This window comes from Methylobacterium komagatae, assembly GCF_042661665.1.
Lineage (GTDB): Bacteria > Pseudomonadota > Alphaproteobacteria > Rhizobiales > Beijerinckiaceae > Methylobacterium > Methylobacterium komagatae.
Genome location: NZ_JBHSWN010000001.1, coordinates 3,789,663 through 3,815,931, shown reverse-complemented (window position 1 = coordinate 3,815,931; position 26,269 = coordinate 3,789,663). Strand labels below are relative to the sequence as shown.

The window sequence follows — 26,269 nt, the reverse complement described above, 5'->3', positions numbered from 1 at the left end:
TCCAGCACCCATGATCTGGCCGTCCCCACCGTCGAGATCACGCGAGGCTAGAGCCGCCGCCGATGCCAGAAGTCCATGCCGGCTCCTACAAGGAAGCGATCCTGTTTCTCGTCACGGCGGGGATCGTTGTCCCTCTGTTCCACCGGCTGCGGATTTCTCCGGTCCTCGGGTTCATCGGAGCGGGCGCGCTCCTCGGTCCGTTCGGCCTTGGGCGGCTGGCCGACCAATGGCCGGGCGTGCACCTCTTCACCATCGGTAACCGGACGGAGATCTCACACCTCGCCGAATTCGGCGTGATCTTCCTGATGTTCATGATCGGGGTGGAACTGTCCTGGGAGCGGCTGCGCACCCTGCGGCGGCTCGTCTTCGGCCTCGGTTCGTTGCAGGTCGGCTGCTCGGCCCTGATCCTCGGCGCCATCCTGTTCGGGCTCGACGTGCCCCTGACCGGCGCGGTGATCGTCGGCATCGGCCTCGCCCTGTCCTCGACGGCGGTGGTGCTGCCGGTGCTGGCCGAGCAGCGGCGGCTCAACACGCCGACCGGGCGCGCGAGCTTCGCCGTGCTGCTGTTCCAGGACCTTGCCGTGGCGCCGGTGCTGTTCGCCATCGCCGTGCTCGGCCACGACACGGGGGGCGACAAGGGCCTCGCCCTGGTCCTGGCCCTCGGCCAGGCGGCGATCGCCCTGGTGCTGATCGTGGTGGCGGGCCGCCTCGCCCTGCGCCCGCTGTTCCAACTCGTCGCGCGCACCCGCTCGACGGAACTGTTCATGGCGGCCTGCCTCCTCGTCATCGTCGGCACGGCGCTGACGGCGGCGGCGAGCGGCCTGTCGATGACGCTCGGTGCCTTCGTCGCCGGCCTGCTGCTGGCCGAGACCGAGTATCGCCGGGCGATCGAGGCGACGATCGATCCGTTCAAGGGCCTGCTCCTCGGGGTGTTCTTCGTCTCGGTCGGCATGAACCTCGACCCGAAGCAGCTCATGGCCTCGCCGGGGGCGATCCTCGGCCTGTCCCTGGCCCTCGTCCTGATCAAGGGGGTGTGGTGGTGATGGCCGGGCCGGTGCTCGGCCTGTCGCGGGCCGTGGCGCTGGAAGCCGCGCTGCTGCTCGGGCCGGGGGGCGAGTTCGCCTTCGTGCTCATCGGCGGCGCCATGGCCACCGGCCTCGTGCCCGAAGAGGTCGGCGCGGCGGCGCTCATCGTCACCACCGTGACGATGATCCTCATCCCCGCCCTCGCCGCCATCGGACGGCGGATGGGAAGCCATGCGGCGGCCACGGCGCGCGGCCGGATCGAGGCCGAGCCGCTGCCGGAGAAGGTCGAGAACCGGGTGATCGTCGCGGGCTATGGCCGGGTCGGTCGGCAGGTCGGCGAGATGCTGGCCCGCCACCGCATCCCCTACCTTGCCCTCGATTCCGATGCGGCCCGCGTCGCCGAGCAGCGCCGGGCCGGGGCGCCGGTCTATTTCGGCGATTCCGGCAATGTCGAGATCCTGCGTCGCAGCGGCATCGACACGGCCCGCGCCCTCGTCGTGACCCTCGATACGCCCCGCTCGGTCGAGGAGGCGGTGACGGCGGCGCGCAGCGAGCGGCCGGACCTGACCATCGTCTCCCGCGCCCGCGACGCGAAGCACGCCGCCGCCCTCTACGAGCTCGGCGTGGACGATGTCGTGCCCGAGACGATCGAGGCGTCGCTGCAATTGTCGGAGGCGGTGCTGGTCGATGTCGGCGTACCGATGGGCCTCGTCATCGCCTCGATTCACGAGCGCCGGGACGAGTACCGCACCCTGCTCAAGAAGCGTGAGAGCGAGGCGAAGCCGGTCTTCCGCGCGCGGCGGACCGTAGGGAAGGCTCTGCGCGCCGAGCCCGAGAAGCGCGAGGCTCCCGCCCGGCCGGAGAAGGCGGCGAGCTAGAGGGCAGACCCGTCACACGGGTGGCGGGGCCGCGTCCTGGGAGGCGGCGCGACGGGGGGCGCGGGTCCGTGCGACAGGCTCGTAGCCTTCCGCGAAGCTGCACCGGTAGGTGATCTCGTCCGGCGCGCCGAGGCCGGTGACCAGCGGCACGGTCACGGTGTCGCCCTGGAAGCGCCAGCCGCGTGCGCCCTTGTCCCAATAGAGCCAGACGGTGCCGGGATAGCCGCGCAGGCTGAACACGGCCGCCTTCTTCGACAGGGCCTGCACGGCCCGCGGCGCGTACATCCCCCTGTCCCGGTAGGCCGCCCGCGTCGCTTCGGGTTGCCGGTCCATAAAGGTGTTACGCACCACTTGAATCGTCGCACCCGGCTTCGCTAGAAACCGCTTGAACTCGGGTAAACTACGCAGGATGACCGCCACGGCAGGTCTCCTCGACACCGGCTCTCGCCCGCACGATCGCGGACGCATCACCGTTCCGAATGAGTTGGGGTGATTCCCGTGACGGTTTAAGTGACTACGCGAGTCTCAGCCGGTAGGATATCAACAGGAATCGGGACTTATGCCCAGATTCAGGCTCTTGAAGCCGAGTCCAGGCCGTTCAAAGCCCCCTCAAAGACTTCTGCAGCGCCGCATTTCACTTAAGCCCACGCTTTCAAGACTCTGCGCCGATTCGCTCTGATTCGCCTGATGCGGTGCGAAGACTCTGCGGCGGTGCGAAGGCCCCCTCGCCCGGAACGAGCCCCGCCGCCGCACTTGACCCCGGCGCCCCGCTCGCGCGTTGTCGGGCCATGCTGCTCCAGTTCTTCACGGCCCTGCGTGACGCGAAGGTCCCCGTCACCCTCAAGGAGTATCTCGTCCTGCTGGGCGCGATGGAGCACGACCTGCCGGGCAAGAGCGTCGAGGAGTTCTACTTCCTCTCGCGCACGGCCCTGGTGAAGGACGAGACGCATCTCGACCGGTTCGACCGGGTGTTCGGCACCGTGTTTAAGGGGCTCGAGACCGTCGGCGAGGCGGTGGAGGCCGTGCCGATCCCCGAGGAATGGCTGCGCAAGCTCGCGGAAAAGTACCTCACCGAGGAAGAGAAGGCGCAGCTTCAGGCGCTCGGCTGGGACAAGCTGTTCGAGACGCTGAAGCAGCGCCTCGCCGAGCAGAAAGGCCGTCACCAGGGCGGCTCGAAATGGATCGGCACCGGTGGCACCTCCCCGTTCGGCGCCTACGGCTACAATCCCGAGGGCATCCGCATCGGGCAGGACGGCAACCGCAACTTCCGTGCGGTGAAGGTGTGGGACCGGCGCGACTTTCGCGACCTCGATGACGATGCCGAGATCGGCGCCCGTACCATGCGGCTCGCGCTACGGCGCCTGCGCCGCTTCGCCCGGACCGGGGCGGCGGACGAACTCGACCTTGACGGCACGATCCGGGCGAGCGCCCGCCAGGGCTATATCGACGTGAAGATGCGGCCCGAGCGGCGCAATGCCGTGAAGGTGCTGCTCTTCCTCGATGTCGGCGGTTCGATGGACTGGCATATCGAGCAGGCGCAGGCCCTGTTCTCCGCCGCCCGGTCGGAGTTCAAGCACCTCGTGCACTTCTACTTCCACAATTGCGTCTACGAGGGCGTCTGGACCGAGAATGCGCGGCGGCACGAGGCGCGCACGCCGCTCATCGACGTCATCCGCACCTATGGCAGCGATTATCGCCTCGTCTTCGTCGGGGACGCGTCCATGAGCCCCTACGAGATCGCCGTGCCCGGCGGCTCCGTGGAGCATTGGAACGAGGAGCCTGGCGCCGCCTGGCTCGGGCGGCTACTCGACCACTTCCACGAGGCGGCGTGGCTCAACCCCGTGCCCGAAACCCATTGGGGCTACACGCAGTCGATCGGGATGGTGCAGCGCCTGATGGCCGGGCGGATGTTCCCGCTGACCCTGGAGGGGCTGGATTCCGCCGCACGGTCCTTGGTGAGATAGAGCCGCCCGCCGTCATTGCGTTCGCAATGACGAAGAAGAGCCGCCCCAGCCCGATCCTCAGCCCTGCTGGGCCGGGGTCGCGACCTTGAGGCCGTCGAGTTCCGGCGAGATCTTGATCTGGCAGGACAAGCGGGAATTCTCGCGCACGTCGGTGGCGAAATCGAGCATGTCCTGCTCCATGTCCTGCGCCTTGCCGACCACGTCGATCCAGGCATCGTCCACGTAGACGTGGCAGGTGGCGCAGGCGCAGGCGCCGCCGCATTCGGCATCGATGCCGGGCACGTTGTTGCGCAGAGCCGTCTCCATCACGGTGGCGCCGACGCTGCCCTCGACGGTGCGTTCCGTCCCGGCGTGATCGACGTAGGTGATCTTGGGCATGCTCAAGGCTCCTCGTGCGCGCCGGGTCGCAGGGCGGCTCGTCGCGCGGCGGTGACTGATTGGAGGCTCGCAAGGCGGAAAGCAAGCGGATCGAGGCCCGCAAACGCCACAGCGCGGAGCGACTTTTCGAAGCCTCAGGCCTCGATCTCTGCGAGCGCGGCCCGCATCGCCCCGGCCAGAGCCGCGACGGCGGCCTCGGCGCCCACCTCCCCCGCGCGCAATCCGGCCTCCGCCTCCCCGGCGAGGTGCTGTACCCGCAGGGCGCCGAGACCGGCCGCCGCGCCGCGGATCGTGTGGGCGATGTCGGCGCGTCCGGCCGCGTCGAGGGAAGGATCGGTCAGGGCGGGCAGGAGGCGGTGGCACTCGCCCGCGAACAGCGCCAGCACCTCGCGGGCCAGCGCGTCATCGCCGCCGGTCTGCGTTTCGAGGATGTCGCGGTCGATTTCTGCCATCGGTGACCCCGCAATCCACATCGTATCGCCCGGGAGGGGCTCCCCCTCGCCTCGCGCTCGGGCTCCGTCCCTGGCAGTGTGGCTGCGCCCGCCGGACCGGTCTCGGTAACCATTCGGTTAATGTTACCTGGGGGCGGTCCACCCCGCTCCTTCCGGGGCAGGGTGCCGGAGTTTAGGCTCGGGTGGTAAACGGGAAGTTGCGTCTTCGGCGTGCAAGCGCCGGACCCGTGCGTGTGAGGCGTTCTATGGCGACGGACAAGAAGCTGAAGGACCCGGCCGAGGCCGCTCTCTCAGCCATCGAGCAGGCGCTGAGCCTCGACGCGCTGATGCGCGACGGTGGCGCCCGGTCGGAGCCGCGCCTGCCCGATGTGGGCGATGCCGATCCCCTGTCCGACGGTGGTCGCGACGCGTCCGGCCGCCTGCCTCCGCCGCGCCTCGACATCGAGCGTCCGCCGGGCGGCCCGCAGCCGCTGTTGCAGGATCCGCCGCTCGCCTCCGACCTGCCCTCCCCCGATTTCGACCGGCCCCGCCGCGAGGGTGGCCTGCTGCCGCCCGACCGCTCGCTGGTGGCCAACGACGACCGGCGCAACATCGGCATCCTGCAGCAGACCCTGCGGGTGCGCCCCTCGCGCAAGCCCTACATCGTCGCCTCCGCCATCGGCCTCGTCTGGATCGCGGGCCTGCTCGGCGTCGCCTGGACCCAATCGGGCGGCGATCTCGCAGGCTTCGTCGCGGGGCTCCCGCCGCTCCAGGCCATGGGCGCCGTCTCGGCCCTGCTCGGCCCGGTCATCCTGTTCGTCGTCGTGGCGATGCTCGCCGTGCGCGCCCAGGAGATGCGCCTCGTCGCCCGCGCGGTGGGCGAGGTCGCGGTGCGCCTCGCGGAGCCGGAGGGCTTCTCGACCGATGCCGTCCTGACCATGTCGCAGACCGTGCGCCGTGAGGTGGCGGCGGTGGGCGACGGCGTGGAGCGCGCCCTGGCCCGTGCGGGCGAACTCGAGACCCTGGTGCGCGGTGAGATCGCCACCCTGGAACGCGCCTATTCCGACAACGAGATCCGCATCCGCTCCCTGGTCGATGAGCTGGTCGCCCAGCGCGAGGCCATCGTCACCAACGCCGAGCGCGTGCGCGGCGCCATCGCGGGCACGCATCAGAACCTGACGCAGGAGCTCGATGGCGCGGCCCAGCGCATCGTGGCGGCCCTGGACGGCGCGGGCGAGCGCGTCACGGGCGCCCTGGATTCCCGCAGCGCGATCATCACCTCGTCCCTCGGCGAGGTGGGCGAGCGCGTCACCGGTCTGATGAGCGAGCGCGGCGATACGCTGATCGAGCGCCTGTCGCAGACCGGTTCGGGCGTGCGCGAGAGCCTTGAGGGCGTCAGCGCCGAACTCGTCCGCACCTTCGAGAGCCGCACGGTGGAACTCACCGGCTCGTTCGAGGCCACGGGGCAGGCCCTCACCGGGCGGCTCGCCGAGAGCGCGGGCCGCGTCGCGCAGACCCTGGCCGAGGCCGGGGCCGAGGTCGGCGCCACCATCGAGCGCCAGGGCCAGGCGGTGCGGGAGAGCTTCGAGCGCTCCACCACCGGGCTGGAGACCGCCTTCCTGACGCGCGGCACCGAGCCGACCGAGCGCTTCGCCGCCACGGGCGCCGAGATCACCGGCCGCTTCGCCGAGGTCGGCACCGCCTTCACGCAGGATCTGTCGGGCCGCGGCACGGCGCTGCGCACCGAGATCGAGACGGCGGGCCGCGACATCGTCGGCGCCATCGCCCAGAGCGGGAAGAGCGCGCAGGACACCCTCGCCCAGGCGGCGGACGGGGCTGCGGCGACGCTCGCTGCCCGCGCCGTCGCTGTGCGCGACGACCTCGTCGGCGCCGCCGAGCGGATCAGCGAAGAAGTGTCCGGACGCGGTGGCGAACTCGCCACGCGGATGGAGGGCATCGTCTCCCGCCTGCATGAGACCATCGCGGTCGAGGGCTCGGGCCTGGAAAACCGCCTGGAGGCGGCGGCCGAGCGCGCCAGCGGCCTCGTCGCGGGCCGGACGCGGGAAGCCGCCGAGGGGCTGGAAGTCGCCTTCGCGGCGCTGGGCCGGGGCTTCGAATCCGGCGCGGGCGATGCCGTCCGCAGCCTGCGCACCAGCGTCGAGCACCTGTCCGGCGAGATCGACGGCCGCGCCAGCGAGGCTGCCGAGGCCATCCGCGCGGCAGCCGCCACGGCGGGCGAAGCGGCGCAGACCCGCGTCGCCGAGGCCGCGAACCGCCTGACCGAGAGCCTGGGCACGTTGCGCACCGCCTCCGCCGAGGTGACGGGCGCCATCGAGGCGGAATCCGCCATCCTGCTCACCCGCTTCCGCGAGGCCGCCGAGCGGGCGACCGAGGAGCTGGGCTCGCGCGGCGCCGCCGCCGTCGCAGAACTGCGCACTGCCCTCGAAGGGCTCGACCGCGAGCTCGCCGCCCGCACCACAGCCACGACCGGCGCTCTGGAGCGTGCCGCCGCGCAGGTCGCCTCCGACCTGTCCAGCCGTCTGGGCGAGATCGAGGCCACCTTCGGCGCCCATGGGCGCGACGTGGCCGACCTGCTCTCCACCCATGCCGAGGAGACCCACGCCCGCATCGCCGGGACCGGTCGTGACATCGTGCTGGCCGTGGCCAACCAGGGCGCTCGCATCGCCGACAGCCTCGGGCGCACCGGCGACACCTTCGCCGAGACCGCCGACGGGCGCGTCAAGGTCATCGAGGAAGTGCTCGGCAGCCGCCTCGCCGCCCTGCAGGAGACCATCGCGCGCGGCGACATCCTGGCCGACCGGATCGGCCGGGACACGGCGGCCCTCGGCCAGACCGTGGGCCAGCAGCTCGATGAGGTCACGCGCCTCATCAGCGACCGTGGCCAGGCCGTGGCGGAGACCATCGCCGGGCAGGCCCGCGAGGCCGGGAGCCTGATCGAGACCCATCTCGGCACCCTGGAAGAGCGGTCCTCGCGTCATGCGGACGAGGTGGCCCGCCGCGCGGCCAGCCTCGCCGAGACCGTGGCCGGGCTCGTGGGCGAGGCCGGCACCGTCATCGAGACCCAGTTCGGTTCTCTGGAAGAGCGCTCCGCCCGCCAGGCGGACGAAGCGGCCCAGCGCGCCGCCGCCCTGGCCGAACGCGTGGCCGCCCTCGTCGGCGAGGCGGGCGAGGTCATCGAGACCAAGCTCGGCTCACTGGAAGAGCGCTCCGCCCGTCAGGCGGACGAGGCGACCCGCCGCGCCGCCGCCCTGGCCGAGACCGTCACCGCCCTCGTGGGCGAGGCGGGCAACCTCATCGAGAGCCGGTTCGGCTCGCTGGAAGAGCGCTCCGCCCGTCAGGCGGACGAGGCGACCCGCCGTGCCGCCGCCCTGGCCGAGACCGTCACTGCCCTCGTGGGCGAGGCGGGCAACGCCATCGAGAGCCGGTTCGGCTCGCTGGAAGAGCGCTCCGCCCGTCAGGCCGACGAGGCGGCTCGCCGCGCTGCCACCCTGGCCGAGACGGTCGCCTCCCTCGTCGGCGAGGCTGGCAACGTCATCGAGACCCAGTTCGGCACGCTGGAAGAGCGCTCCGCCCGCCACGCGGACGAGGCGGCTCGCCGCGCTGCCACCTTGGCCGAGACGGTCGCCGCCCTCGTCGGCGAGACCGGCACCCTGATCGAGACCAAGCTCGGCGCCCTGGAAGACCGCTCCGCGCGTCACACCGCCGAGGTCGCGCAGCGCACCGCTGAGATGACTGAGGCCCTGGCCGGTCTCGTGGGCGAGGTCGAGGGCAAGTTCGGCACCCATGCCGACGCCCTCAAGGAGGCGCTCGCCGCCCGCGCGGGTGAGATGGCCCGCCTCGTCGATGAAGGCAGCCGCAGCTTCGCCGAGGCTGTGGATGCCCGGCTGGCCTCGGCCTCCCGCGACTTCGAGATCCGCTCCGCCGGGTTCGGCGAGGAGATTGAGCGCCGCACCGCCGAGATCGCCCGCGCCCTGGATTCCGGTGCCGAGCGCTTCGACGGCACCGTGCTGCGCCGCCTGGAAGAGATCAGCGCGACGCTGGAAGAACGCGCCCGCCTCGTGGACGAGAGCTTCGGATCGCAGGCCTTCGAGGCGATCCGCCTGATCGAGGCGCGCACCCGCGCCGTCGATGCCGAACTGACCCAGCGCACCCGCGACCTCGTGCAGGCGATCGAGTCCCGCACGGGCGGGCTCGACGCGGCCATGGGCGAGCGCATCGCCACCCTGACCGGCGCGGTCGAGGAGCATACCCGCAACCTCGATGCCTCCTTGGCGGCCCGCGCCGAGGACATCGCCCGCCTCGTGGGCGAGCGCGCCAACGCCGCCGACGCCGCCCTGACGGCCCGGACGGAGGATGTCCGCGCCGCCTTCGCCGAGCGCTCCGATCTGCTCGGCCGCCTCATCGACGAGCGCACCGAGGCCATGTCGCGGGAGCTCGACGAGAAGGGCCGCGCCGTGTTCGGCGTCATCGGCAACCGCATCACCGAACTGGCCCGCCTGTTCGACAGCGGCAGCACCTCGCTCGCCGAACTGATCGACAATCGCGGCGAGGGCGTGCTCGCCAAGCTGCAGCAGACCATCGCCGATGCCGAGCGGATGCTCGAGGAGGGCGAGGGCCGCCTCGGCCATACGCTCGCGAGCCGCACGGGCGACATCAGCGCCCTTCTCGATGAGGGCGTGCGCACCGTGCACGGGCTGCTCGACGAGCGGACGACCCAGGTGCGCACCATGCTCGATGGGCATGCGCGCACGCTGGTCGAGACCCTGGACGGTCGCACCGGCCCGCTCAGCGAGGCCCTGGACGGGCGCGGTCGCGAACTCGTCACGGCGCTGGAAGGTGCGCTCGTCGGTGCCGCCGGGGCGCTGGAGAGCCGCACCGAGGCGCTGGGGAGCCTGTTCGACTCCCGCCTCGGACGCCTGGAAGATCTGGTCGAGGGCCGGGGCAATCGCCTCGCCGAGACCCTGGACGCCCGCGCCGAGGGCCTGCGCACCCTGTTCGAGGAGGCACATGCCACCCTCGACGCCGCGGTCGAGGGCGGCAGCGGCCGCTTCGCCGCCTCGGTCGATGAGCGGCTTCAGACGCTCCGCGTCCTGCTCGAAGAGGCCCCCGCCGCCGTGGCGGCCCTGGTCGAGACGCGCGAGCGCCAGCTTGCCGCCACCCTCGACAGCCGCACGCAGCGCCTGCGCGCCCTGTTCGAGGAGGCCCAGGACGGCCTGCGCGACCTCGTGGAGACCCGTGGCGGCGACATCGCCCAGACGATCGCCACCCAGACCGACGAGCTGCGCGGCATCCTCAACGCGGCCCCGGCCGGTGTGGCCGATCTGTTCGACGCCCGTCTCACCGCCCTGCAATCCACCTTCGACGAGGCCCGCGCGGCCATCGACGGCCTGCTCGAATCCCGCAGCCGCGGCCTGATCGAGGCGGCCGACGACCGTGTCGGCGCCCTGACCGAGACGTTCGAGACGCGCCTGCGCGAGCTCGACGGGGTGGTCGAGGGCCGCACCCAGGAGCTGACCCGCGCGGTCGATACCCGGGCGGATACCTTCACCCAGCGGATCGACAGCCGGATCCAGCGCTTCGCCAACCTCGTGGGCCAGCGCGCCGACGCCCTCGCCTCGGCCTTCGACGAGCGTCACGACGCCTTCGCGGGCCTCATCGAAGAGCGCACTGCCGGGCTCGGCGCGGCGCTCGACGAGCGCGCCCGCGCCCATGCCGAGCAGGTCGAGGCGCACACGGCCGCCCTGGCGGCGACGCTGGCCGCTCGCGAGGCGGCACTCGCCGCCCTCATCGACCAGCGCGCCGAGGCGATGGGGATCGGCTTCGAGCGTCGGGCCAACGCCCTCGGCTCCCTGGTGGATGCCCGTGGCGAAGCCCTGGCCCGTCGTCTGGCCGAGAGCGCCGAGACCCTGGTGCGGGCGATCGAGGAACGGGGCGGTGCCCTGCTCGAGCGCCTCAACACCAGCGGCGAGACCGTCGGCGGCGAGTTGGAAGGCCATGTCGCGCGCTTCCGCGCCGCCGTGGACGGCCCGATGCGCGACCTCGCCGATGCCCTGTCCGACCGGGCGGGCACGATCGAGCGGGTCCTTGAGGAGACCGGCCTTCCGCTCGCCGAGACCCTGCGCACCAACACCGAGCGCCTCGCGGTGCAGACCCGCGCCTCGGCCGACATCCTCCGCGCGGCGGTGGACGAGGGCGCGGCGCGGACGCTCGCCGATCTCGCGGAGACGAACGAGCGGCTCACCAGCGAGCCTGGGCGGCGTGATCGTGCGGGTCGAGAGCGCCAACGCGGCCCTGTCGGGCCTCGTGGCGGGCGCCGACTCGCATCTCGGCTCCATCGAGCAGAACCTCTCGGGCCGCCTGTCGCAGATCCGCACCGAACTGGAGCGGGTCGCCGCCGAGACCAACCGTGCCGGGACCGATGTGTCGGCCCAGGTCGCGGCCCTGCGCGAAGCCTCCGAGGGGGCCCTGCGCGAGGCGACTGGCCTCGCCCAGAGCCTCGACGGCGCGGCCAGCTCCCTCGACGCGGTCGAGACGCGGCTCTCCTCGGCGCTCGCCGAGCGCGAGCGTGCACTCAACACGGCGCTGGCGGAGTTCGAGGTCCGGGCCGAGACCCTGGAATTGCGCGGCTCGGCCTTCTCCGGGCAGATCGACAAGGTCCTGCGCGATGCCGAGAACCGGGCGCGGTCGCTCACCGAGACCCTCGCCCGTTCAGCCGAGAGCGCGGGCGCGCAGGTCACGGGGGCCTTCGCCGGGCTCAAGGACGATGCCGGCGCGGAGGCCGAGAAGGCCGCCGCCGGTGTGCGCGAGGCCCTCGACGTGGCCTCCCGCGAGATGCGCGAAGGGCTGGAAGAGGCGCAGGCCCGCTTCGGCGAGTCGGTAACGAACCTGCGCGAGATGGCTGCGTCGATCCGGAGCGAACTCGAATCGACTCGCGCCGACCTCGCCCGTGGCGTCCTCGAACTGCCGCGCGAGACGCAGGATGCGGCGGGCGAGATGCGCCGGGTGGTGTCGGACCAGATCAAGGCCCTCAACGAGTTGTCGGCCCTGGTCGCCCGTACCGGCCGCTCGGTGGATGTGGCCCAGCCGATGGCGCAGCCGCAGCGTCGCACCGCCGAGGGCGGAAGCCGCGCCGTCGCCGCGCCGCCGGTCCCCGCCCCGGCTCCGGCTCCTGCGCCGGTCGCGCAGGCGCCCGTCGCGGCGGCTCCGAGCCCGGCTCCGGTTCAGGCCCCGACCCCGGCTCCCGCATCCACGCCCCGGCCGACCCCGGCCCGCACGGAGACGCGGACCGTGACGCCGCGCCCCGCCACTCCGGCTGCCGCGGCGGCGGGCAACAACAAGCGGGGTTGGCTCTCCGACCTTCTCACCCGCGCCTCGCTGGACGAGGACGAGGAGAGCCCGGCCGCGCCCTCCACTCCGGCCGCGTCCAGCCCCGCCCCCGCCGCCCCGGCCCGCGAGTCCCGGAGCACGACGGCCTCCGCCGCCCCTGCCCCGCGCAACGGGAAGTCCGCTGCCGCCGAGACCGGCCGGATCGCCCTCGACACGATCTCGACCGACATCGCTCGGATGATCGAGCACCGGACGGCGGTCGATCTGTGGGAACGCTATCGCCGGGGTGAGCCGAACCTGTTCACGCCGCGCATCTACACGGCGCAGGGACAGTCGACCTTCACCGAGATCCAGCGGCGCTACCGCTCGGATCAGGAGTTCCGCCGCAGCGTCGATCGCTACGTCAGCGAGTTCGAGCGCCTGCTCGGCGACGTGGTCAAGAACGACCCCGACGCCAAGCGCACCGATGCCTACCTCACCTCCGAGACGGGCAAGGTCTACACCATGCTGGCCCATGCCAGCGGGCGGTTCGAGGGGGCGTAAGCTCACCCCCTCTCCCACCGCCGAGGCCCCGCGGGGTCGGCGGGCCGTGTTGAATCAGGAAAGCCCGTTCCGTCATCTTCGGCGGGACGGGCTTTCTCTTTGGCGGAGGGTCGAACGGGGCCTGTGAGGCGCTGGGCTCGATCATTCACCCGTCATGGCGGGCAAAGGAAAGCTCTCCAGGCACGCGCCCCGTTTAGAAGAAGTCAGCCGCCCTGGATTGCGTCGCTCAGCTCGCGATGACGAACAGGCATCGTGAGCCAAAACTCTTGGAGCGCGTTCTACCGCAGGTCTTCCGGCAGCGGGGCGGGCGCCGATCCACGGCGGGATTCCAGCGCGTTGGCGATCTGGTACCAGAGCTTGGACTTCTCACGGTCCGGCGGCATGCCCGCACTGGCCTGCCGGGCGATGATTTCCTCATCGTAGGTCCGTGCGACGCCGCGCGCCCCGCGCGGATCGCCCGCCGCCGCTGCGCGCCGAAAGGCGGCCCGTGCCTCGGCGATCTTGCCGGTCGAGAGAAGCGCCTCGGCCTCCTTCGTGAGCACATCGAGCTCGGCGGTGCGGCTCTGCCGCCGGTGGGCGGGCGGCTGAGGCCTCAGGGTCGCCGCGCGCGTCGTCTCCGGCGCCGGCCTGCGGACGATGGTGCGGTGTCGGGGTTCCACGGCCCGGGCACGGCTCTCCTCCTTCGCCGGGGCGGGGCCGGCCTCCGCAGGCGGGAGGGCCGGAGGAGCGGCCCCGAGAAGGGCATAGGCCGGTGCTGCGGGCGGTGGCGGCTCCAAGGCCGCAACGGACGGGGGCTCGGGGGGAGCGGACGGCGACGGCTGCGTCACCTCCGGTGCGGCGGCAGGCACAGGGGCCGCCTCGGCGATCTCGATGGGCGGCGACGTTGGGATGGGCCCGGGAGCGGGCGCGCTCGCCTCGGGCTGGGCGGAGGCACCGCGCAATGCCAGGGCCGGCGCGGCGGGCGGCGACGGCGCAGCCTCTGGCGTCGCGCTCTGCAGGGCGGGCGCGGAAGGCCGCAACTGGCCGAGAGACAACACTCCGGCGGTGACGGTGATCGCCATCGAGACGCCGAAGACCAGGGTCTTGAAGCCCCATTGTTTGCTGGGCGCAGGTAAGGCCACCTCGGGTACGGCCCCGAGGAACCGCGCCGGAGAGGTGAGGACGGAGGCCGCCAGCGTGCCCGTCGCCACGAGGGCCGGAGGGGCTTCCGCGACGGGCTCCGCGGGCGCAACCGCGACCGGAGAAGCGGGTGGATCCTCAACAACTTCGTGTTGCTCGACGGACGGCGTCGGGGCGCTGGGGCTCTCTTCGGGCTCAACCGCGGCGGGCGTCGCCTCGTCGGTCACCGCCTGTGCCTCGGTGGCGGTCTCCGAGCTTGGAGGCGGGGCGACCGGCGACGCGGCGAGGGTCGCTTCCTCGGTCCCCGACAGGATGAAGATCCGCGTCGATTCCGGCACGCTGTGGAGCCGCACCGGCGGCTCGGGCGGCGCCGGGTATTCGACCAATCCGGCCATGGGCGGCGGCGGTGGGGCGACCGGCAGGGGCAGTGTTGTCGCGCGCGGCATCGGGGCGACGTCCGGCCGGAAAGCCATCGGCTGGGTGACGATCGGCGGCGGCGTGAGCCCGTAGAGGCGGCGTGACGCCAGGGCCGAGAAGGCGCCGATCTCCGGCGTGGGGGGAAGCCCTTGGGCGAGGCGAGATGCGGGTCCCAGACCGGATCGTCGGCATCCGACGACACACTCCCGTCCTCATCGGCCACGGCGAAGGGGCTTCCGGCCGACTGGCTCCAGGCCACAGCCGGGCGGCCGGGCCAAGAGGCCGACATGGACGAGGCGGAGCCGCCGCCATGCTCGCCATAGGAGGCCTCGGCGGCCCTGAACGCCGCATCGAGCGAACCACTCCCGGTCCGGGCGGCACCCTCGTCCTCGTCGGTATCATCACCCCGGTCGAACCGTCCGGATTCCAGGGCCGAGGCGGTGATCTGATCTCCCGTGGCTGCCCGCCCCGTAACGGTGCGGTAGGCGCGGCGCGAACGGACGGTACTGGAGAGGGGGCTCTCCACCCCGTCCGAAGACATGTCCGTCCTGCCGAAGTATGGGGACATCAGTCTAGCGCCAAATCAAAAGTCGACACTCGGCGACCGACTACTTAAGATGTAAGTCTATCGCCCAGGAGCGGATGCGGGATGCTGTTGGCAATCGCCTCGTTCGCTGGACTTCAAGTGCTGTAGGAGTCAAAAAATTTTGTCAACAAACTATGTGGCAAAAGACGGCAGACCTGCGTGCGGTTGTGGGGGATATGTTGTTAATTTGCGCCACAGACCGCTTATTTGATAGTGTCTAGTTGCCGGCTGCGATTGACGTTTTGATCCCCGAATCAATTCAACAGCCGTCCCGATGCGACTGCGCTGACCAAACTCTTAAGATTTGATTCGTTGAAAGGGGCAAAGGCCTCGTCAGGGCAGAGCGGACAGGCGCGTGACCAGCGTGACCAGTTCGGCCTGCCGCCGGGTGCGGGTCTTCGCGAAGGCGGCCGCAAGTTGCGAGCGCACCGTGGCGAGGCTCACATCGAGGATGCGCGCGGCCTCGCTCGTCGTCGCCCCACCCGCGATCAGGGTCGCCAGCTTGGCCTCGGCCGGCGTCAGGCCGAAGATCTTTTCCAGGGCGGGCTGGTTCGGCTTCACGCTCGTTTCCAGATCGATCAGCACAAGCATCGAATGACCCTCGGCCTCCGCTGCTGGGGTCGCCATCGCGTTCATGATCAATGGTCTCTGGTCCGTGCGATCGATCAGGATCCAATGCTCTTGGTCGATATCGACCCGTATCCTGCCGTGACGAAGCAACTGCTTGATCAGATCTCGGCCGACAGTATCCAAATCTTTCAGTTCATCCCCTTCCGCGAAGAAACTCGCGTTGAGGATTTGACGTGCCATGTCGTTGGAAGCAATGACTTTTCCATCGGACGAAACAACGAGGCCGCCGCAGCCCATCCTTTCAAGGATTTGCAGGAGCGGTGCGTCCGAAGTCATTCTTATTCCTTCTGATTTCGGCTACATCGCGTATAGTGAAAGCCTAGGATAGGGCGTCGGTTCCTGCAAGCCTGCAAAGTCTCTTGGCGACTAATCCTTTCGTCAGGCTTGCGTCGAACGGTAGAAGGGGTCGCGGTTCAGAGGGCATTCTACATCGAAATGGGGGAGGTCGGCGCTCCGGTTCCCGATGCTCCGCACTTGCCCGCGCAACCGTGAAGGCAGGGCGACTTGCGTCCTTCGCGTATCGGCGCGACAAGAGGCAAGGAATTTCACTTATATTGGGGTTTCATGTCTTTCACTATTGTTGCGGTGCGGCACGGAATCAGCATTTTTAATCGCCGGGCCTCGCCGCGTGATGCGCTGTTCTTGGCATCCGCGCGCGTCCAGGAAGGGGTCGAGGCGGTTCGCGTGTTCGGCGCCCAGGGCGAATTCATCGCGGCGTCCGCGCTCGCGGAGGCCGCCCGGCGCCAGAGCGGGGCCACGTCCGTGCAGAACGCGGTCAACGACGCGTTCAAGGATCTCGTCACACTCGATCCGAACCCGCCCGAGCGCCGAGGCGAGAGCTTTCGCGTGGGCGGCGATGCACCCACGAGCCCTGCACAGGAGGCGCTGCCTCGGCGCGAGGCGGAGCCGTCTCAGACTGAGCCCGTGCGCACCGGCCGGGTGCGGGTATTCCGCGCGAAATCATCCCGGGACTGAGGGGACCCGGATCGCCGGGACTGAATTGCGCGCCGCGAAATTGACGATAGAACGGCTCGACTCAGTCACGAGGTGTGATCGACATGCCGTTGCAACTGACGCTTGCCGCGGTCGGCGTTCTCATCGGGCTTCCCATCGCCCTGTTCGGCTTCATGCGGCTCGATGAGAACCCGGGCAAAGTGAGCGTGGCGATCCTCATCATCGGCCTGCTCATCACCTTCGGCCCGATCGCCAACGCCAGCATCGCCCATTACCTCGCGACGAGCCATGACGGGCGATACAACGCCTGGTAACGGCCCCGCACCGAGGGGCCCTCCTCCACGACACGCGGTCAATGCCTGGGGCCTGTCGGAAGCCCAGCGCGCGCTGCTGCTCGACCCCGAGCGGCATCTCCAGGCGCTCTATGCCATCGCGGCCGATGCGCTGATGCGCGGGGCGCTCGACACCGCCTATGCCTGTGCCGACCGGCTGTGCCGCCTGTCCGGCTCGGTCCAGGGGCAGGCGCGTGCCCTGCTCGTGCGCGCCGAGGTGGCGCGGCGCCTGGGCGAACCGGAGCGCGCGAGCGAGGATATGGCGCGGGCGCTCAGTCTCGACCCGACGGATCTCCTCGTCTGTCTGCACGCGCTCCAACATGGCGAGAGCGACGCGCGGCTCTCGTCGGCGCAAGGCCTGATCGACGATCCCGCCGCTCCTTCCGGGGCCGTCCGGCTGGCGCTGGCGGTGCTCCAAGCGGCGCAGGCGCGAATCATCGCCCGGATCGAGGCTGGGACGACCCACTGGCACGGTGTCGTGGCGTGGCCGCGCGGGCGAAGCCTCACGTATATAATGAGTGGGCCGGAGGGTGAGACGAGCCGGATCGTCCCTCCCGATCCCGCCCATCCGCTCGCCAGCGCGTCCGTCGCGATCGCGACCCTGGGGGGAATCAGGCCGGGGCCGGGTGCCTTCGCGCTCCGCTTCGCCTGCCGGGGCGAGCCGGCGCTCGAGGCCGATGTGGCGTGCCCCTCGCTCGAACGGGCCCCGAAGGCGCAGTCCGCGCCGGAGCCGTTGCCGGGCGGTGAGTTCGACCTCAGCGTGATCATGCCGGTCTACGAGGACGAGGAAGCGACCGCACGATGCCTCGATACCCTCGAGGCGCAGAACCTGCCGGGCCTGCGCTGGCGGATCGTTGTCGTGAACGACGCGAGCCCCAACGCCGCCCTCGTCGCGGATGTCGCGCGCCGGGCGGCCGAGGGACGGCTCACCCTCATCCATCTCGCCACGAATGTCGGCTACGCCGCGGCGGTGAACCGGGCCGCCGGGGCGATCCGCTCCGGGGCTCTCCTGCTTCTCAATGCGGATACGCTCCTGCCGGAGGGGGCGCTCGAACGCCTGATGGCGATCGCGACCGAGACGCCGGATCTCGGCACGCTAACGCCGCTCTCGAATGACGGCGTCGTCACGAGCTTCCCGCTTCCCTACACGCGCAACGACCTGCCCTCCCCCGAGGATTTGGCGCATTGGGACGCGGCGGCCAAGGCTGCCGGTCACGGGCCTGTCGCGATCCCCAACGGCATCGGCTTCTGCCTGCTGGTCACGCGGGCCTGCTGGGATGCGGCGGGCGGATTACCGCTGACCTATGGGCGCGGGTATTTCGAGGATGTCGGCTCTGCCTCACCGCCCGAACACTCGGCTTTCGCAACCTCTGCGCCATGAATGTCATGGTCGGCCATGTCGGGTCTCGCTCGTTCGGCGCGAGCAAGCGGCGGCTGGTGATGAAGAACAGCGCCATCTTCGCCGCGCGCTTCCCCGAGTATCAAGCCGAGATCGATGCCTTCCAGCTGGCGCAGCCATTCCGGCCGGGCTTCGCCGCGATCGAACGCAGGCTCGCGCCCCCACCCTACGATCTCCTGGTCCTCAATCCCCTGCCGTCCACCATGCCGGCCCTCGCCCTACAGGCTCGCGCGCGAGGAGGCGGCGGGACGACGCGTGCTCCTTATCGAGCCCGACGAGCGGGCGACATCCGTCGCCATGCGCCTGCGCGGACACGGCGGCGGCCTGCCGCAATCCCTGTCCTTTGTGCTGAACAGTGAGGATGAGCGCCGGGCGATGCGCACCTACCTTCGCGGTACGGGTGCCAGAAGGATTCACATCGCTTCGCCGGAACGGTGCCCGCCCGATTTGCTCGCACTCGCCGCCGCTCTCGACCGGCCGGTCGATCACCTCCTTGCCGGACCACTGCCCTCCGAGGCTGTGTTGCGCCAGGCCGCGTCGCTCGTCTGCGCGGACGGTATGACGTTGGCCAGCGCGCGCCGGGCGCTGTCGGCACGCCTGCGCAAGAAACTGAAGCCGACTGTGCCTGAGATTGTCGAACCTCCGACAGGACAGAGCAGGCGGAGCCCGGTACTCGGCATTCTCAGTCCGGTCGCGCGGGCGGAGACGAGCCGCCTCGTCCAGGCGGTCGAGACCCGCCTGCGCCGCTCCGGTTCGGCGATGCGGATCGTGATCCTCGGCGTGACGCTGAACGACCTGACCCATCTCGCCGACGGGGCGAGCTTCGTCACCGGCCCGGTTGCGGCGTCCGATCTCGCCTCACTCGTCAGGCTCTACGGCTGTACGAACCTCGTCCTGCCGATGCGGGACGGCCTGTTCGAATGTCTGGAGGCGGCGTGCGCCGGATCGGCCGTGCCGCGCGCCTATTTCGACCGGTCCGGCGGAGCCTACGAGCCGCGCGCGGGTGATCTCATGCTCGATCCTGCACTTAACGTAGACTCGGCGGCGGACGCTCTCGTCGGCTGGCTCGCGGCGGATGCAAGGATCGCCGCATGACCGGGCACGGTGAGGCCTCCTATGTCGCGCGGGTCGAGCGCACCGGACCGGCGACCATATCCGGCTACGTCCATCACCGTGACGACTACGCCCTCCGGCTGGTCGTAGAACTCCTGATCGACGGCCTGCCCGTGGCGCTCGCCCGCGCCGAGATCTACCGGCCCGACCTCGACGGCGCCGGAATCGGCGATGGCCGCTACGGCTTCAGCTTCGTCCTGTCGCCGGATGTTGTGGCCTCCGGGGGCACGGTGCAGGTCGTGCTGGCGAACCGGGACGAGCCCCTCGCCCCGCCCCTCGTTCTGGGGCACCCCGCCGGGATCGCGCCGCAAGCCGAAGGCGGTGCCGGTGCGGTCGAGTGGGCGGGGGGCTTCTCCTGACCGGCTGGCTCGCGCCCCGCTCCGACACGGCGCAAGCGCGGGTGCGGGCGGTGATCGACGGTGAGACGGTCGCGGAAGGCCCCGCGGACCGCTGGCGCCAGCGCAGCCGAGGCGGCGAGCGGCCGGTGCCGGGCTTCATCCTGCACCTGCCCGAGCGGCTGGCCGATGGATTGGCCAAGCGCGTGGTCGTCACCGACGGCGCAGGTATTCCCCTGGGCGGCAACCCGGTCGCCCTGGTCGCCTTTCCCGATCCCCTCGAACAGGCTCGCCCTGCGCGCCTACGGGCCGGAGACCGGGGGCGTCGCGCAGCGCGCGCGTCTGTTCGATGCCCTCTCGCCCGCCACGGCGCCGCTCGCCGGGGTGCAGGCGTGGCTGCGCCGCTTCCCAGACCCGGCGCCCGCGCCGACAGCGCGTTCCTGGGCCATCGTCCTCGTCGGGGACGAGCCCGAGGCGGTGACGCGCACCCGTGAGAGTGCGGCGGACGCGTCCGGTCTCGCAAGCCTCGCCGCCCTGCCCTCGCCGGACGGGATCGGCTTCGCCCCGGCTGATCTCCTCGCTTTCCTGACGGGCGAGGCGAGAGACCTCGATCACGTGATCCTCGCCCCCGCCGGCACGCGCTTCGTCCGCGACGCCCCGGCCCGGCTCGCTGCCGCCCTCGGCGCGGATCCTGAGGGCTATCTGGTCTACGGCGATGCCCTGATCGGGGCACCCGGTGCGGAGACGATCCTCGCCTGGCCGAGCTTCGACTACGAGCGCTGGCTGGAGCAGGGCTACGGCGCACGGCTCTTCGCCCTGCCCCGCGAGCGGGCCGTCTCCGCCCTGAACGCGGGCGCTGGCGACCTCTATCGCCTCGTCCTCGCGCAGATCGACGATCCGGTCCGCGCCCGCCGGACCGTGCTTCATCTGCCGGGGATCGCGGCGACGCTGCCCCCGCTCGATCTCGCGGCGGCGACGCGCCGCCTGTCGGAGGCGACGGCGGCCCATCTTCAGGCTCGCGCGATCCCGGCGCGGATCTGGCCCGGCAACGGGGCTGTTCTCCCGGCGATCCGGGTCGAGCGAGAGCCTTCCGAGGGCACGGTGAGCCTCCTCGTCATGCCCGGCCGCGATCGCGACGGGCTCGCCCCCCGCCTCGAGGCCCTGCGCCCGGCCCTCGACAGGATCGGCGGCGAACTCCTCGTCCTCGGCCAAGGCGCCCTCGCGCCGGACGGGGCGAGGCCGTGGTCGCCCGCCCGCGCGATGAACCGCATGGCCGCGGCGGCGAAGGGCGACCTCCTCTGTTACCTCGACGGCGATCTCGAGATCCGAGACGAGGGATGGCTCCTCGAATTGCTGGGTCGCCTGCGCGAGCCCTCGACCGCGGTGGTCGGCGCGGTGGTGCGGTCGGCCAGTGGCCTCGTGCACCATGGCGGTCTCGTCCTCGGGCCGGGTTTCGGCGTGGGCGAAGCCCTGACCGATCATCTCGCCGACGAGCCGGGGCCGGGCGATCTAATGCGGGTCGCGCGCGAGCCGAGCGCGGTGGCGGCCGGGTGCCTCCTCCTGCGCCGCTGCGACATCTTCGCCCTCGGTGGGTTCGACGAGGTGCGCTTCCCCGTCCATTACCCGGCCCTCGACCTGTGCCTGCGGCTCGGCGCGCGAGGCGCGCGCGTGGTCCTCACCCCCCATCTCGAACTCGTGCGGGTGGCTGCTCCCGGGGCGCCGGAGCCCGCTCGCAAGGGCGTCGATCCGCAGCGCAGCCGGGAAGTGGCAGCCTTGCGCGCCCGGTGGGGGGGCGTTCTCGCCGCCGATCCCGCTTACTCGCCCCTGCTCGGTCTCATCGACCCGGCCTATGCCGCGCTTGCCTGTCCCCCACGCCCGCGCGTGGCGCGACAGCGTAACCTTCACCGTTCGGATGACGTCGAACCGGTCTGATGAAGAATTGGCAGGGTGCCGGGCCAGTGCTAAGCGCGAAGGACGGGGCGAAATCAGGCGGTACACCGTCATTCGCCAAGCACTCCCGGTTCGCCAAGCCTTCACCGCGTGGCGTTTCCGCCGGGGCTCGTGTGGCCGGGCGCTGGGGCGCCTGGATTCGTGGGGGAAGCGTTCGTGCCGGATTCAGCGCAGTCCGCTCGCCAGAGGCGCGTGCTCAACACCGGCAGCGGGCCGCTCAACCCGATGAAGCTGCACCCGGTGTTCCGCACCCTGGGCTGGACCGAGGTGCGCCTCGACATCGACGCGCGGGTCGCGCCCGACCTCGTCGGCTCGGTCTCGGACATGCGCGGCCTCGTGGGTGACGCCAGCTTCGACGCGATCTGGTCGTCGCATAATTTCGAGCATCTGCATGCCCACGAGGTGCTGCCCGCCTTTCGCGAGATCGCCCGGGTGCTCAAGCCGGATGGCTTTGCGCTGGTCACCTGCCCGGACCTGCACGCGATCGCGACGCTGATCCTCGAGGGCAAGGCGGAATCGGCGATCTACACGGCGCCGGCCGGGCCGATCACCACCATCGACATGCTGTTCGGGCACGGGCCCTCGATCGCTTCGGGCAACACCTACATGGCGCACAATACCGGCTTCACGGCGGACCGGATGGCGCGCTACTTCCTCGATGTCGGGTTCACCGAGGTGCGCACCGGCAAGGGCGGGTTCTACGACCTCTGGGCCTTGGGCCTCATGCCCGAGGCGCGCCTGGAGCGCCTGGAGGGGATGTTCTCGGGCACCGAGCAGCAAGCCCTGGTGCGATGACGTCTGGCCCGGCGCGTGCCTGTCCCCGCGCCGCGCATCTGGGGCGTCGCTCGACGCTCTGTTATGAGCAGGCCCCTCTCCGCGTAACCTTGCCTGACCAGGGACGGTGGTCCGCCCCATGAACGTCCTGTTCGTCCATACGAACTTCCCGGCCCAGTTCCGCTACCTCGCGGAGACCCTCGTCGCCGATCCCGCGCACCGGGTCGCCGCGATCGGCTCGCAGACGGCGGGCGGCGTCCGTGGCGTGCGGCTGGAGCGCTACCATTTCCAGGATGTCGGGCACGCCGCGGTCCATTCCTTCGCGCGCCGGTTCGATTCCGAGGCGCGCCGGGCCGAGCAGGTGCTCTACGCGCTCAACGCCCTCGAAGGATCGGGCTTCGTCCCCGACGTGATCGTGGCCCATAGCGGCTGGGGCGAGACGCTGCCGCTGCGCGCGAAGTTTCCGCGGGCCAGACTGATCGTCTACTGCGAATACTTTTACCGGGAGCAGGGCCAGGACGTCCATTTCGACCCGGAATTCCCCAAGCTCGGGATCGACGGCCTGACCTATCTCCGGGCCAAGAACGCGAGCCAGTTGCTGGCGCTCGCCGAATGCGACCTCGGCCTCTCGCCGACCCAGTGGCAGCGCTCGACCTATCCGAGCGAGTTCCACGGCAAGATCGCCGTCGCCCATGAGGGCGTCGACACCGAGGCGGTGCGCCCCGACCCCTATGCCGTGTTCCACCTTCCCTCGGGCTATAGCCTCAACGCGCAGTCCGAAGTCCTGACCTTCGTCGCCCGCAATCTCGAGCCTTTGCGCGGCTACCACGTGTTCATGCGTGCCCTGCCGGAGATCCTCCGGGCGCGTCCCCAGGCACAGGTCGTCATCGTCGGTGGGGATTCCGTGTCGTACGGACCGCCCTCCCCCGATGGGCGCAGCTGGAAGGACACCTACCGCGCCGAGGTCGCCGGGCGGATCGACCCGCGCCGGGTGCACTTCGTCGGCGCCCTGCCCTACGCTCAATACTTGAGCCTTCTCCAGATCAGCCGGGCGCATGTCTACCTGACCTACCCCTTCGTCCTGTCGTGGTCGCTGGTCGAGGCGATGAGCGCGGGCTGTCTGGTGATCGGATCGGACACCGCGCCCGTGCGCGAAGTGATCACCCACGGTCAGAACGGGCTCCTCGTCCCGTTCTTCGACATCCGGCGTCTGGCCGCGACCGCGATCGATGCTCTGGGTGACCCGCACCGCTATATGGCCCTGCGGCAGCAGGCCCGGGCGAGCGCGTCTGCGGGCTTCGAGCGGCGCCGGGCGGCCGCGGGTCAACTCGCGCTGCTGACAGCCGCGGCCGGAGGAGGCCACGCGGGTCGATAAAGTCACACAGCGGGACAAGTCACCACGGGCGGTGCGATCTCATTGCTGGCGCAAGGCACGCGTGTAAAACAGTCTCAGTGGATTCCTCATCTGTGTGACCGGCGCCGCACTCGCGCGGGATCAGGACTGAGCGGCGAATCCGATGGCCGCGGGACTCGTCTACACAGCCTATGCAAGTCATCTCGATCGTTCAGCAGAAGGGCGGCGTGGGCAAGACGACGCTCGCCATCAACCTCGCCGGCGCCATGAAGCAGCGCGGCATGACGCCGGTGGTGGTCGATGCCGACCCACAAGGATCGGCGTCAGCCTGGGCGATCCCGCGAAAGCTCGGCTTCGAGGTTCGCCCGGAATTGCTGTCGAGCGGCACGCTCTCGCAGTGGCTGCGCAACATCCTCAAGCAGCGCGCCGACGTGATCCTGATCGACACCCCCGCTGGACTGAGCTCGGTCTCCCGGGCCGCCGTCGACGTCGCCGATCTCGTGATCATCCCCTGCGGACCCTCGAGCCTCGACATCAACGCCGCGCGCACCACGCTGATGAATGTGGTGACCGCCCTGCGCAGCGACTCGCGCTCGAAGGCGCAGATCGTGATCGTGCCGACCCGGGTCGATATCCAGACGCCGGAAGGCCAGCAGATCACCGATGAGCTCAGTGGGCTCGGCGAGAGCGTCAGCCCGGCCCTAAGCCACGACGTGTATTTCGTGCGTGCCTTCACCCAGGGCGTGACGGTGACCAGCGCCGCTCCCGAGAGCGGCGCCGCGAACGAAATCCGCGCCGTGGCGGATTTCGTGCTCAGCTCAATCGCCTCCAAGGATGCGTGAGGCTATCGGCCACCTGGCTTTGAATGCGCGCTTCGCAAGCGCGAGCATTCGAAGGGTATGATGACCCCATTCCTAATATTCATAGCTGACCTGCGATTTTGACATAAAGCCGCAGGCTATTGCTGCAACGCGGTCGCGAACAGTGGCTCGAACTTGGTGGGCATGCGGGCTTACCCGCTCGATTGGGCAACCTCACTTTCCCAGCAAACAGCTTCTGGAGCTCATCACCCCATCGCATCCGGCCGAGCAGAAGGATCTCCTCGCTAATCTCGCGGCTTTTAACTGATCCGTACGGTGATCTGGCCCAACAGCCATTCTACGGATCAGCCAAATTGGCCTAAGTATTCACAGTCAAGCTTGGCGCGGGAGCGTTCGATGGCTGATCGTCGGGCGATATTGGGTGGATTTCAGAGCGGAATTGCTCCGGTTGCGCTGCGCTGCACTGTGGTAAGAGCCTCGAGGTCCCTGGCGGATGTGACTGCAAAAGCACGACCAAGAGAATTGTCGAAAAATTTGACCGTTATGATTTCCATCAAATGAATGATGCGCCGCGGTCGAAGACAGGGTAATCAATGATTCGTGACCGTTGGCCCGAGTCGTGCAAGAGCTGCGGCAGAGAGTCGAACGGCGAAATGAGAACAATGGGGCCACATCGTGTGACGTGCTGCCTAGTCGTGGCAGTTGCACAAAGTATTGGCCGCCAGTTTTGACTGATGTTCGGCCAAGGCTTGAAGACATCACGAAAAGTTAACTTATCGAGACTTGCTTCGGCCAAATAAATTTGGCCGAATTGCTGAAACTTGCCGAATTAACCAAGTATGTCGGCGTCGTTTTTCGGCAACTAAGTACAAATTTCGCCGCAAACACGCTTAATGTAGTGTTGACGCTGCTTCAGGGCGCGATCTACAAAATGGCACAAGCGCGGCTGTGCGAGCATCCGTGCAATCCGTGGAAGGGTGAGATGGCAGAGCGCGTTGCATCCGTGCCGCTCGAGGCAGGCCTGTTCGTCCTGCGCTATGTCCAGGCGCTGTCGTCCTATGGCGCGCCTCACGTCTTTGTGCGTCCATCGCCGGGGAGCGAGGGGGTCGTGACCGTGCTCTCTGCTCCGGGGGATCGGGCTGGCTCGATCTCAGCTCCGGGTGGTTGCGTGGTCGTGCGCGCCGAACGGGCGAGCAGCCTTCATGTCACGATCACCTCCACGATAACCGGTGGCGGCACCGAGGCTGAGCTTCGGCTCGAATCGCTGCTCGGTGATGCGGTTCGGGGCGATGAAACTGCCACCAATTTCTATGAGGCACCGGGTTCGCAGCAACAGGTCCTCAACCCACCTCCCTCAATTGCGCTATTGGGACATGTGTCGCGACGCGGCGACGTACGAGTGGGGGGCGGCATATGGGTGGCCGGGCCCGATAGTCCGGCACCGGTGGAAGGCCTGGAGATAGCTGTTGTTGGGCAGGCCGCCGGTCTGGGTGTCGAGTATCAAGTGCAGGTCGGTGGTGGAAGTTGGACCCGGTGGATGCGAGGCGAATTCGCAGGCACACGCGGGCAAGCCCGCCCCCTGCTCGGCCTACGTATGCGTCTCACCGGCGGTTCGGCAACGCAGTTTCAAATAGAGGCAGAGGCTTTATTTCTTGGCGCCTCCGTCAAACGAGTCACAGGGCAACTCGTCGAAGTCATCAGCAATTCCGGCGTTGATCCAATGGTTGGGCTCAAAGTCGCGCTCATCGGACCAATCCACGAAAATCGCCCGATCCAGCCCCAAACGCCGTCAAGGGTGAAATTGCCTGCCGCCTCTGCAGCCAATCCAATTCCGCCTGCCAGGCCGGGTCGCGTCCGCGTCTTCCGGTCGGCCGGTATCCGATAGTTTTAAGCGCTCTGCGCACCACCAGATCAAAATG

The 26,269-nt window shown here is 69.8% G+C and carries 18 protein-coding genes and 1 pseudogene; 14 read left to right on the top strand and 5 right to left on the bottom strand.

Annotated elements, in window-relative coordinates; translation table 11 throughout:
- The first annotated feature begins 62 nt into the window (after window positions 1–62).
- Window positions 63–1,903, top strand: a pseudogene (locus ACFQE0_RS18975) (cation:proton antiporter domain-containing protein).
- A gap of 12 nt (window positions 1,904–1,915) precedes the next feature.
- Here ACFQE0_RS18975 and ACFQE0_RS18970 read toward each other — a convergent pair.
- Window positions 1,916–2,323 (bottom strand): hypothetical protein, encoded by a 408-nt coding sequence (locus ACFQE0_RS18970; RefSeq protein ID WP_378972447.1) that lies wholly within the window; start codon window positions 2,321–2,323, stop codon window positions 1,916–1,918.
- 368 nt (window positions 2,324–2,691) lie between these two features.
- Between ACFQE0_RS18970 and ACFQE0_RS18965 the strand changes: the two genes are divergently transcribed.
- The gene (locus ACFQE0_RS18965) at window positions 2,692–3,867 is read left to right on the top strand and encodes a vWA domain-containing protein (protein ID WP_378972445.1); all 1,176 of its coding nucleotides are present in this window, start codon (window positions 2,692–2,694) and stop codon (window positions 3,865–3,867) included.
- 57 nt (window positions 3,868–3,924) lie between these two features.
- Here ACFQE0_RS18965 and ACFQE0_RS18960 read toward each other — a convergent pair whose 3' ends face one another.
- Window positions 3,925–4,245 carry a 2Fe-2S iron-sulfur cluster-binding protein gene (locus ACFQE0_RS18960; protein WP_378972443.1) on the bottom strand — a complete coding sequence of 107 codons (321 nt, stop codon included), beginning with the start codon at window positions 4,243–4,245 and terminating at the stop codon, window positions 3,925–3,927.
- A 134-nt stretch (window positions 4,246–4,379) separates the two neighbouring features.
- Window positions 4,380–4,697 (bottom strand): Hpt domain-containing protein, encoded by a 318-nt coding sequence (locus tag ACFQE0_RS18955; RefSeq protein WP_378972441.1) that lies wholly within the window; start codon window positions 4,695–4,697, stop codon window positions 4,380–4,382.
- 245 nt (window positions 4,698–4,942) lie between these two features.
- Between ACFQE0_RS18955 and ACFQE0_RS18950 the strand changes: the two genes are divergently transcribed.
- On the top strand, window positions 4,943–12,313 hold the full coding sequence (locus ACFQE0_RS18950) for an apolipoprotein A-IV repeat region-like domain-containing protein (RefSeq protein ID WP_378975571.1): 7,371 nt from the start codon (window positions 4,943–4,945) through the stop codon (window positions 12,311–12,313).
- Window positions 12,261–12,566, top strand: coding sequence for a hypothetical protein (locus ACFQE0_RS18945; protein ID WP_378972439.1), 306 nt, complete (start codon window positions 12,261–12,263; stop codon window positions 12,564–12,566). Before ACFQE0_RS18950 ends, ACFQE0_RS18945 begins: the two co-directional genes overlap by 53 nt.
- A 278-nt stretch (window positions 12,567–12,844) precedes the next feature.
- Here the strand turns inward: ACFQE0_RS18945 and ACFQE0_RS18940 are convergent, their stop codons facing one another.
- Both ACFQE0_RS18940 and ACFQE0_RS18935 read right to left on the bottom strand, forming a co-directional pair.
- Window positions 12,845–14,131, bottom strand: coding sequence for a hypothetical protein (locus ACFQE0_RS18940; protein WP_378972437.1), 1,287 nt, complete (start codon window positions 14,129–14,131; stop codon window positions 12,845–12,847).
- Between the two features lie 890 nt (window positions 14,132–15,021).
- A complete protein-coding gene (locus tag ACFQE0_RS18935; RefSeq protein WP_378972435.1) occupies window positions 15,022–15,555 on the bottom strand; it encodes a helix-turn-helix transcriptional regulator in 534 nt (177 codons plus the stop codon).
- A gap of 267 nt (window positions 15,556–15,822) precedes the next feature.
- Here ACFQE0_RS18935 and ACFQE0_RS18930 point away from each other — a divergent pair, with 267 nt between their 5' ends.
- The 10 genes from ACFQE0_RS18930 to ACFQE0_RS18885 all read left to right on the top strand — a co-directional run bounded on the left by ACFQE0_RS18930 (window position 15,823) and on the right by ACFQE0_RS18885 (window position 26,235).
- Window positions 15,823–16,293 carry a hypothetical protein gene (locus tag ACFQE0_RS18930; protein WP_378972433.1) on the top strand — a complete coding sequence of 157 codons (471 nt, stop codon included), beginning with the start codon at window positions 15,823–15,825 and terminating at the stop codon, window positions 16,291–16,293.
- An 83-nt stretch (window positions 16,294–16,376) separates the two neighbouring features.
- On the top strand, window positions 16,377–16,586 hold the full coding sequence (locus ACFQE0_RS18925) for a hypothetical protein (RefSeq protein ID WP_378972431.1): 210 nt from the start codon (window positions 16,377–16,379) through the stop codon (window positions 16,584–16,586).
- Window positions 16,561–17,985 (top strand): glycosyltransferase, encoded by a 1,425-nt coding sequence (locus ACFQE0_RS18920; protein ID WP_378972429.1) that lies wholly within the window; start codon window positions 16,561–16,563, stop codon window positions 17,983–17,985. The genes ACFQE0_RS18925 and ACFQE0_RS18920 overlap by 26 nt, the downstream gene beginning before the upstream one ends.
- Before the next feature lie 273 nt (window positions 17,986–18,258).
- Window positions 18,259–19,098 (top strand): hypothetical protein, encoded by an 840-nt coding sequence (locus tag ACFQE0_RS18915; RefSeq protein ID WP_378972427.1) that lies wholly within the window; start codon window positions 18,259–18,261, stop codon window positions 19,096–19,098.
- A complete protein-coding gene (locus ACFQE0_RS18910) occupies window positions 19,095–19,475 on the top strand; it encodes a hypothetical protein (protein ID WP_378972425.1) in 381 nt (126 codons plus the stop codon). Before ACFQE0_RS18915 ends, ACFQE0_RS18910 begins: the two co-directional genes overlap by 4 nt.
- A 165-nt stretch (window positions 19,476–19,640) precedes the next feature.
- Window positions 19,641–21,383 carry a glycosyltransferase family 2 protein gene (locus ACFQE0_RS18905; RefSeq protein WP_378972423.1) on the top strand — a complete coding sequence of 581 codons (1,743 nt, stop codon included), beginning with the start codon at window positions 19,641–19,643 and terminating at the stop codon, window positions 21,381–21,383.
- A gap of 174 nt (window positions 21,384–21,557) precedes the next feature.
- Window positions 21,558–22,196, top strand: coding sequence for a class I SAM-dependent methyltransferase (locus tag ACFQE0_RS18900; protein WP_378972421.1), 639 nt, complete (start codon window positions 21,558–21,560; stop codon window positions 22,194–22,196).
- 118 nt (window positions 22,197–22,314) lie between these two features.
- Entirely contained in the window at window positions 22,315–23,550 is a 1,236-nt protein-coding gene (locus tag ACFQE0_RS18895; protein ID WP_378972419.1) for a glycosyltransferase, read from the top strand.
- Between the two features lie 170 nt (window positions 23,551–23,720).
- On the top strand, window positions 23,721–24,371 hold the full coding sequence (locus tag ACFQE0_RS18890) for an AAA family ATPase (protein ID WP_378972417.1): 651 nt from the start codon (window positions 23,721–23,723) through the stop codon (window positions 24,369–24,371).
- A 781-nt stretch (window positions 24,372–25,152) separates the two neighbouring features.
- Window positions 25,153–26,235, top strand: a complete 1,083-nt coding sequence (locus ACFQE0_RS18885) for a hypothetical protein (RefSeq protein WP_378972415.1) — start codon at window positions 25,153–25,155, stop codon at window positions 26,233–26,235.
- The last annotated feature ends 34 nt before the right edge of the window (window positions 26,236–26,269 follow it).